We start from the raw sequence: 8,894 nt of genomic DNA, 5'->3' as shown, positions 1-8,894 counted from the left end.
GAGGCCCGCCATGAACAGCGTCACGCTTGAATACACAGTCGTCACCAATCCCGACTCGTTTGTCGGCTTCAAGTATTACGTCAAGGCGGGGCAGGCATTCGATGCCGACGATTTTGCCTATTCCTACAAGCTCAATAGGTCCGACCTGGACCCGGACAGCGTGCTGGCCACCCGCGAGGCGGCGGCGAAGCTGCAGCCGGGCGAGTGGCTGACGGTGTCGCATTCGATTGCGGCGTAGCCGGCAGCCCTACGCTGGCGCAAACCAGGCGCGCAGTTCATCCTCGGCGCGCTGCGCCGAGTCTTCGGTCAACGTCAGCACGATAATCTTTTCCTGCGCCGGGCGATGCCCGTCGCCGTCGGCCAGCTCGATGGCTTGCCCGAAGCTCGTGTAGCAGGCGCCGAACTCCTGCGGGCATTGCTGCACAATGCGCGCCGCCTTGCCGGCGTTGCGGTCGGCCAAGTTGACGATGGGATTGCCGTCATAAAATGGCTGGCCATTCGCAAACGCGGTGCGCAGATACGGCACGCATTGCTTATCGAGGAAGGCCAGGCGCGCCCGCCACCAGGCCTCTGCCGCCGCGTACACGGCCTGGTCCTCGAGAAAATCGGCAAACAGGAAGTCGTTCATATGATCTCTCCGGCTAGATGCCGAACACTTTCAAAATGGCGTCCGTAAACCCTTCGAACCAGCTGCCCACCTTGCCCGGCTGCTTGCCGTGGCGCGGGGTTTCTTCGTACAGGTAGACGCCATTCTTACCGTCGAAGCGGTCGTTGAGCAGCGCTTGCTGACCGCGCAGGTAGGGCAGGAAGGTTTCGCTGCGCATCGTCGAGTACAGCACGTCGGTGGTAAAACCCAGGGTGGCGGACTGGCTGATGGCGCGGCCCTGGCCCGCGCGCTCCAGGCGCACGCCGCGGCAGCCGCGCACGATCAGCGTGACGGGGCCGCGAAAGACGATGAAGCGCAGTTGCAGGGTGAGCCAGGCGTGCAGGCTGGCCAAGCGCCAGTGGCTCGATATCGCCAGCGGCTGATTCGCGTCGCAGACCAGGCCGACCAGCCCCCGCGGCTGGAATACGAGGGCGCTGCCGGCCGGCAGGTGCACGACAGCCACTTCCAGCAGCGGGTCGTCGCTGGCGGAAATCGTCACGGATGCAGTGGCGTCGCTGTGCAGGCGCGTCAGCGCCACCATGCCGGCGGCCAGGCTGGTCAATGGGAAGCGCCAGTCCAGCAGCCACTGCGTGCGTTTATGCGTGCTGACGGGCGACGATTGCAGGTATTCGGGGTGGATCAGCATCCGCTGCCCGGGTTTGAGCTGCAATGCCTGCGAGACGGCGGAGATGCGGGACTGGCCATCGGGCGGCAGGGGGAGCGCAGTGGCCGTCACGTTCAGCGCGTGCGCGATGGACAAGGGTTTCAGGCGCGAAGCGGCGGGCGCCAGCACGAAGTAAAAGAAGGCCTTGATGGCGACGGGCAGCAGGATGGCCGACAGCACCAGCAGGGCGGCCGTGGGCACCACGTCGAGCACGGGAGCGCGCCAGCGGGCGATCCAGTTGCGCGCCAGCTGGGTCTCTCCGGCCGCAATCGCCGCCTGCACGGGCGCCAGCGCGCCGCTCAAGGCCGCGCCATCGATGGAAAATGGCGCGGGGCGGGCGGCGTTAGTGGCGTCGCCGGTGCGCGCGCGCTGCGCTGCCCAGGCCTGATACGCTTGCAGGTTGATCTCGCGCAAGCGCTGGTCCTCCGTTTCGAGACGCGCCAGCTGCGCGTAGGCGTCGCTGCCGGGCAGGCGCGCCGCCAGCGGGTGCTGCGCTTCCAGTTGCCGGCGCTGGCGTAGATTTTCTTGCAGTGCAGCGTACGCGCGCACGTGCTCCGCATGCAGGCGCGCCAGCGTCTGGCGTGCATCTTCGCCGCTGATCGCCGCTTGCAGGGCGGTCAGATAACGGGCTTCCTGCACCAGCACTTCGATTTCCACGCGGCGCGCCGCTTCGTCCTGCGCATGCAAGGCCACGGTGTTCGCGTCAGGCAGGGGAAGGGTAAACAGCGACGGTTGCTGCCGCGCGCGCAAGGCTGCCAGTTGCGCTTGCACTTGCTCCAGGCGGGCGGCGATGGCCGTTTGCGAGGCATGTGTCAGGGCGTTGATGCGCAGCGTGGCCGCCTCGGCCAGGCTGACGCCATGATGATCGGCACCGTCGGCGGCCAGCCTGAGCGCCGTAACAACCTCGCTGCCGGCGCTGTAGGCGCGCCATTCGGCCAGCAGCGATCGTCCGGCCAGCAGGATGACGATGAACAGCGCGAACTGCAGCGCGTGGCGCAGCAGGAAGCGCAGCAGGGCCGTCAGCAGCTGGCGCAAGGAGGTGCCGCCTTAGTTCGCCGCGCTATCGGCGTCGGCACAGCATTTCTTGTACTTCTTGCCGCTGCCGCAGTGGCACGGGTCGTTGCGGCCCGTTTTAGGCAGTTCGCGCAGCACGGTGGCGCCGGGCTGGCTTTGTTTCAGGTGGCGCTGGCGCGCCCAGGCGGCGTTGATGGCGATGACGGCGGGAATCACGCCATCCATGGCCGTTTCGGCCGCATCGTCATCGAGTTCGCTGGCGCCGGCCAGGTGCTGGAACGGCGCCAGGTATTGCGGGTGGCTGACGGCCAGGGCCGCCCACTGGGGCTTGTCCAGGCTGGTGCCAAGGACAAAACCGGCGCACCAGGCGCTCACGCTCCATTCGGGGCCGCAGACGTAGATGGGCTCGAAGCTGTCCGGGTCCTTCGCCAGCCATTCGACCATGTAGGCGTGGTGGCGCTGCGCCAGGCCGGCCGCCCGTTCGCTGGCTTCGTCCTGTGCTGGCGCGGCGCTGCCGGCCGCCTTGTCCCACACCCATGTCAGCCATTGTTCGGGCGCGATCTGCTTCGGGCTCAGGGCGACGGCCGTGAGGAAACCTTCGAGCATGGACACGTCCATGGCGGCGCCGGCCAGGGCGGGCGCGGCCAGCAGGGTGTCGAGTTCGGCGTATTCGTCGTCGGAGAGGGGCGAGGTGGTGGAGATGCTGGACATGGGATTTTTCTGTAATTTGATTGAGGTGGCCATCGGCCCTGGCCGTATTGTACCGCCCGGCAAGGGGAAAGCCGGCGCCGGAATGAAAAACGGCGGCCCGCAGGCCGCCGTCTTTATCCAGGGCAGAACGCTTACTTCACGCCGTGCATCAGTTTGTTGATCAGCGGTGCGATCAGGAACAGGATCACGCCGGCGCCCAGCAGGGACCAGAAGCCGAAGGTGTAGCCGGACAGGGCTGACTGCACCGACATGCCGCTCGTGCCGCTGACGTGGCTGGCGAAGATGCCCGACAGGTTGTTGCCGATACCGGTCGACAGGAACCAGCCGCCCATGCCCAGGCCCACCAGGCGCACTGGCGCCAGCTTGGTGACCATCGACAGGCCGATAGGCGACAGGCACAGCTCGCCGATCGATTGCAGCACGTAGACGGTGGTCAGGGTCCAGAACGGGATCTTGTTATCGGCGCCAACCAGGCTCGACAGAGCGAAGATCAGCAAACCGAAGGCCAATGCGTTCCCCAGCAAGCCCAGACCGAATTTGCGCGGGATCGATGGATTGACGTTGTGGCGTGCCAGGTAGACCCAGACGGCGGCGATGAGCGGCGCGAAGACGATGATGGCAACCGAGTTGACGGTCTGGAAGTAGGCGGTCGGGAAGATCCAGAAGCCCAGGTCGCGGTTGACGATCTTGTCAGCCAGGAAGGTAAACGAGCTGCCAGCCTGTTCGAAGAACATCCAGAACAGGATGTTGAAGACAAAGATCAGCAGCATGGCGATGACGCGGTCGCGCGCAACTTTACCGTTGCGGATGCCTTCGATCATCAGCATCACGGCCAGGCCGATGAACAGCACCGTCAGGACGATTTGCAGCTTTTCAGCGCCGACCGTCAGCAGGAAGTACATCAGCGGGATCACGCACAGGCAGCCCAGGGCGACCCAGACGACGCGCATCGGGTTGCCGGAACCGGCTTCCGGTGCGCCGATGCCCTTCAGGGCGCGGCGGCCGATGAAGAACCATACCAGGCTGATCAGCATGCCGAAACCGGACGCCATGAAGACCATCTTGTACGACGGCATGGCGCTGGTGCCGAAGATCGACTCGGCCAGCCACTGGGTGAAGACGGGCGCGACCATGGCGCCCATGTTGATGCCCATGTAGAAGATCGTGAAACCGCTGTCGCGGCGCGGATCGGCTGTCGTGTACAGCTTGCCGACCATGGTCGAAATGTTCGGCTTGAACATGCCGTTACCGACGATCATGGTGGCCAGGCCCAGGTTGAAGATGTCCTGGTTCGGTACCGAGATGCAGAACAGGCCGGCGGCCATGAAGATGGCGCCCAGCAGAATCGAGCGCTGGTAACCGATGACGCGGTCGGCGATGTAGCCGCCGAACAGGGCGCCGGCGTACACCAGCGCGAGGAAGGAACCGTAGGTCAGGTTGGCCGCTGCCTGTCCCGAACCGTCGCCAGCGTGGAACTGGGCCACGATGTACAGTACCAGCGCCCAGCGAACTCCGTAGAACGCGAAGCGTTCCCAGAATTCAGTCATGAACAACATCCACAATGGGCTTGGATGGCCCATAATCTGCTTGAACTCGGGAATAACGGCTTCCTTGTTGGGCGTAGTCGCACCGCTCATGCGGTTCCTCCTGAAAAATTATTATAGTCAATCGATACAACGAACTTATGGAAGCCTGCGGGCGGCGGGGACTCTCATGAAGAACCTCACGCACGGGAATTCCAATAGGCAGGCATTCTAATCTACAAATTGCGCTGAGCGAAGGTTTCCATTCGCATTAGCAAGAATGACTGTTTCATATTAATCAAACCGGTTTGCAGGCAAGCGCGGCCCCGGTGATTTTGCGGCGGCACAGCACAACTTGCCCGACTTGTCGTATATTAAGGTTGCAAGACTTTCGAGCATCGATTTTTAAAGGATTTTTCGCATTATGGAACACGACGTTATCGATACTCTGGTTTCACCGGAAGGCCGCCTGGACGTGCTCTCCAAGACTGAAGTCAACAAACTGCTCGACACCAGCCAGGGCGGCCTGTACAACACTTTCCGCCGCTGCGCGCTGGCGGTCTTGAATTGCGGCAGCACCATCGACGATGGCCGCGCCTTGCTGGAGCGCTACCAATCGTTTGAAATCTCGATCATCCAGCGCGAGCGCGGCATCAAGCTCGACATCAAGGGCGCGCCAGCCATCGCCTTTGTCGATGGCAAGATGATCAAGGGCATCCACGAGCACCTGTTTGCCGTGCTGCGCGACATCATTTTCGTCAGCGATGAAGTCACGGGCAATCCGAAATTCGACTTGCAGAGCACGGAAGGCGTGACGGACGCCGTCTTCCACATCCTGCGCAACGCGAATGTGCTGCAAACCCAGCTCAACCCGAACCTGGTCGTCTGCTGGGGTGGACACTCGATCAACCGCGCCGAATACAATTATTCGAAGGAAGTGGGCTACCAGCTGGGCTTGCGCGGCCTCGACATCTGCACCGGCTGCGGCCCGGGCGCCATGAAGGGTCCCATGAAGGGCGCCACCATCGGCCACGCCAAGCAGCGGCTGCACAATGGCCGCTACCTGGGCATCACCGAGCCGGGCATCATCGCGGCCGAATCGCCGAACCCCATCGTCAATGATCTGGTCATCATGCCGGACATCGAAAAACGCCTGGAAGCGTTCGTGCGCGCCGGCCACGGCATCGTCGTGTTCCCCGGCGGCGCGGGCACGGCCGAAGAGATTCTGTATATCCTCGGCATCCTGCTGCACCCGGACAATGCCGAAATTCCGTTCCCGCTGATCTTCACGGGTCCGGAAACCTCGCGCGAGTACTTTGTGCAGATCAACCAGTTCATCCACGACACGCTGGGGCCGGAAGCACAGCAGCGCTATAAAATCATCATCGACGACCCGGAACTGGTGGCACGCGAAATGCTCGAAGGCATATGCCAGGTGCGCGAATTCCGCAAGGCGCACAGCGACGCGTATTACTTCAATTGGCTCTTGAAAATCGACCACGAGTTCCAGAAGCCGTTCCAGCCCACGCATGAAAACATGCGCAACCTGAGCCTGCACAAGAACCAGCCCACGCACTTGCTGGCGGCCCAGCTGCGCCGCGCGTTCTCGGGCGTGGTGGCGGGCAACGTCAAGGATGACGGCATCCGCTCGATCGAAGAGCACGGCAACTTCGAGATCCACGGCGACAAATCCATCGCCGGCCCCATGGATGCGCTGCTGGCCTCCTTCGTGGCGCAGCACCGCATGAAACTGGCGGGTACGGCGTATGTGCCTTGCTACACCGTGGTCCAGTAACAAAACCTACTGCGCGTCGTAATTTGCGGTCTGCGATGCTCACTGTACATTCGTACAGTTGCGCTTCTCAAGCCAACGGGGGCGCCGAGCCTTCCTTCCGCTCGCTACGGTTTTGTTAGGCGTTGTAAGTCACCGTCCGCCCGCCCCCTGCGTTTGCCGGGGGAGGGTGGCGCTTTTCACATTTGCCCCCAGCGTGTGCTGTCGCTACCACAAGTAATCAAATCGCTTGCGTCATCGATGCGTGGGTGCTATCTTTGGAACCGGTTCCAAAATAAAAATATGAACATCAACAGGTAGTGGAGAGCAACCTTGGATTCAGTACGCGGCAATAAAAAAACAGTCTCCGGCGAGCCGGTCCGGCCCGTGACCATCGCCCAGGTGGCGCGCGAGGCGGGCGTATCGAAGACCAGCGTGTCGCGCTTTCTCGGCGGTGAACTCGATGCTTTGTCCGAGAACATCCGTCAGCAGATCGAAAGCACCATCGCGCGCCTCGGCTACCAGCCGAACCAGATGGCGCGCGGCCTCAAGCGCGGACGCACGCGCCTGATCGGCATGGTCGTGGCCGATATGCTGAACCCTTATACGGTGGCGGTGCTGCAAGGCGTGGAAGCGGCTTGCCAGCAGCATGGCTATACCCTGATTTTATGTAACACCGGCAATGATGAACAGCGCGAACGGCAGTCGCTGGCCGCGCTGCGCTCGTACAGCGTGGAAGGGCTGATCGTCAACACGCAGGGGCGCAACATCCAATCGTCCGACTTGCAGCAGGCGGACATGCCCATCGTGCTGGTCGACCGCCGCATCGAGGGCGCCGATTTCGACCTGGTGGGCCTGGACAATGTGCAGGCGGGCCGCCTGGCAACTCAACACTTGATCGAGCAGGGTTTCGACGCCATCGCCTTCGTCGCGCCGCCCTTGACGGGCGTCAGTTCGCGCCTGATGCGCGCCGACGGTTTTCAGGCCGTGATGGCCGAGCATCCTGGCTGCGTGGGCGCAGTGCTGGCGGTGGACCTGGACGACCGTCCCGCCATCGACGCGCAGGTGCGGCAATGCCTGGCGCAGTGGCCCGGCCGCCGCGTGGCGCTGCTGGCATCGAACGGCATGGTGGCGCTGGAACTGGCGCTGATGCTGCAGCGCCTGGCGTTGCGCATGCCGCAGGACGTGGGTTTGCTGGGCTTTGACGAATTGCCATGGTCGCCGCTGGCGGGCCTGAGCACGATCGAGCAGCAGACTTATGAAATCGGCTTTTCGGCGATGACGTGCATGTTGTCGCGCCTGCAGGGCGAGCAGTGCCCGCCGCGCGAGGTGCTGTTGCCCGGCAAGTTGATTGTGCGCAATTCCACTCAAGGTAGCGAAGTACGCAAGCGCGGCGACGCTTGAGGGGGGAAGAGGGCGTTGCCCTTTTTTTTGGGAAGGTAATGGAACCGGTTTCATAAAAGATGTTTTCACTGGAAAGGGGCATGGATAGTCAGGCAGGGCAATGGTTGGCATGAAGTTGAAACGACACGGCAAGAGACGAAGTAAATCGTCCATTTGACAATATTCCCGGAAGTGCCTCGACGAGGCCGGTACCGGGATCACAGGAGACTGAAGCATGAAGATGACTACACTGTTTTATTCGAAGATCGTGGCTTGCGCGCTCGCAGCAACGTGCGCCCTCGGTGCGGCGGCCGATGCCGGCGCCCAGACGCTTGGCGACCTGATCAAGAAAGGCAAGCTGACCATCGGCGTGGTCAGCGGCACGCCGCCGTTTGGCAGCATCGACGCCAAGGGCGTGCCCGTCGGCTATGACGTCGACGTCGCCAACCTGATCGGCAAATACATGAACCTGCCCGTGGAAGTGGTGCCCCTGACGGCGCCGTCGCGCGTGCCGTCGCTGGAATCGGGCAAGGTCGATTTCCTCGTGGCGACCCTGGCGCCCACGCCGGAACGGGCCAAGACCCTGATGTTCACCATGCCCTACAGCGCGTTTGAACTGGCGATCGTCGCGCCGGTGGGCGGCAAATTCAAGGTCCTGGCCGACTTGAAAGGCAAGAAAGTGGGCGTAACGCGCGGCACCACGAACGACACGGCCTTGAGCCGCCTGGCGCCGGCCGGCACCAATATCGTGCGTTTCGAGGATGATGCCACCGTCACCCAGGCCTTGCTCAGCAAGCAGGTCGACGCCGTCTCGATCCCCAGCACGATGGCGCTCGACATCATCAAGACGCGCGGCGCGGGCAAGATCGAGGTCCGTTTCACCTACTCGCTGCAGCCGAACTCGATGGCGGTGCGCCGCGGCGACTTCGAGCTGCACCAGTGGCTCAACAACTTCATCTACTACGTCAAGCTGAACGGCGAACTCGACGCCATCGCGCGCAAGTGGAGCGGCGCGCCGCTGCCAGCGCTGCCGACCTTCTGATACCGTAACCCGCACAGGGAAAGTGTTTGTCCGTACGGCGCGCCACCGTGGTGGCGTCGCCGGGGATGCGCACGCAGATAAGGAGTTGAGTATGCCGTATGAATTTCATTTTGAACTCGTCATGCAATCGCTGGACCGCC

Annotated in this window: 8 protein-coding genes; 4 read left to right on the top strand and 4 right to left on the bottom strand. The window is 62.9% G+C overall.

Features of this window, described 5'->3' with window-relative positions:
* The coding region (locus K0F86_RS23150; RefSeq protein WP_219136508.1) for a hypothetical protein at positions 1 to 238 on the top strand (238 nt) is incomplete at its 5' end.
* A 9-nt stretch (positions 239 to 247) separates the two neighbouring features.
* On the opposite strand, the gene K0F86_RS23145 is transcribed toward K0F86_RS23150, so the two are convergent.
* The 4 genes from K0F86_RS23145 to K0F86_RS23130 form a co-directional block, all read right to left on the bottom strand.
* Positions 248 to 628, bottom strand: a complete 381-nt coding sequence (locus tag K0F86_RS23145) for a hypothetical protein (RefSeq protein WP_219136507.1) — start codon at positions 626 to 628, stop codon at positions 248 to 250.
* 13 nt (positions 629 to 641) lie between these two features.
* Positions 642 to 2,345, bottom strand: a complete 1,704-nt coding sequence (locus K0F86_RS23140; RefSeq protein WP_219136506.1) for a hypothetical protein — start codon at positions 2,343 to 2,345, stop codon at positions 642 to 644.
* 12 nt (positions 2,346 to 2,357) lie between these two features.
* Entirely contained in the window at positions 2,358 to 3,035 is a 678-nt protein-coding gene (locus tag K0F86_RS23135) for a UPF0149 family protein (RefSeq protein ID WP_219136505.1), read from the bottom strand.
* 131 nt (positions 3,036 to 3,166) lie between these two features.
* Positions 3,167 to 4,672, bottom strand: coding sequence for a peptide MFS transporter (locus K0F86_RS23130; RefSeq protein ID WP_219136504.1), 1,506 nt, complete (start codon positions 4,670 to 4,672; stop codon positions 3,167 to 3,169).
* A 310-nt stretch (positions 4,673 to 4,982) separates the two neighbouring features.
* Between K0F86_RS23130 and ppnN the strand changes: the two genes are divergently transcribed.
* The 3 genes from ppnN (at position 4,983) to K0F86_RS23115 (ending at position 8,754) form a co-directional block, all read left to right on the top strand.
* The gene (gene ppnN, locus K0F86_RS23125) at positions 4,983 to 6,353 is read left to right on the top strand and encodes a nucleotide 5'-monophosphate nucleosidase PpnN (RefSeq protein WP_219136503.1); all 1,371 of its coding nucleotides are present in this window, start codon (positions 4,983 to 4,985) and stop codon (positions 6,351 to 6,353) included.
* Between the two features lie 309 nt (positions 6,354 to 6,662).
* The gene (locus K0F86_RS23120) at positions 6,663 to 7,733 is read left to right on the top strand and encodes a LacI family DNA-binding transcriptional regulator (RefSeq protein ID WP_219136502.1); all 1,071 of its coding nucleotides are present in this window, start codon (positions 6,663 to 6,665) and stop codon (positions 7,731 to 7,733) included.
* Positions 7,734 to 7,947: 214 nt separating this feature from the next.
* Positions 7,948 to 8,754 carry a transporter substrate-binding domain-containing protein gene (locus tag K0F86_RS23115; RefSeq protein WP_219136501.1) on the top strand — a complete coding sequence of 269 codons (807 nt, stop codon included), beginning with the start codon at positions 7,948 to 7,950 and terminating at the stop codon, positions 8,752 to 8,754.
* Positions 8,755 to 8,894 lie beyond the last annotated feature (140 nt).

Source organism: Janthinobacterium sp. UMAB-60, assembly GCF_900095235.1.
In the GTDB taxonomy this organism is placed as follows: Bacteria; Pseudomonadota; Gammaproteobacteria; order Burkholderiales; family Burkholderiaceae_D; genus Janthinobacterium.
This window is presented reverse-complemented; position numbering and strand designations above follow the sequence as displayed.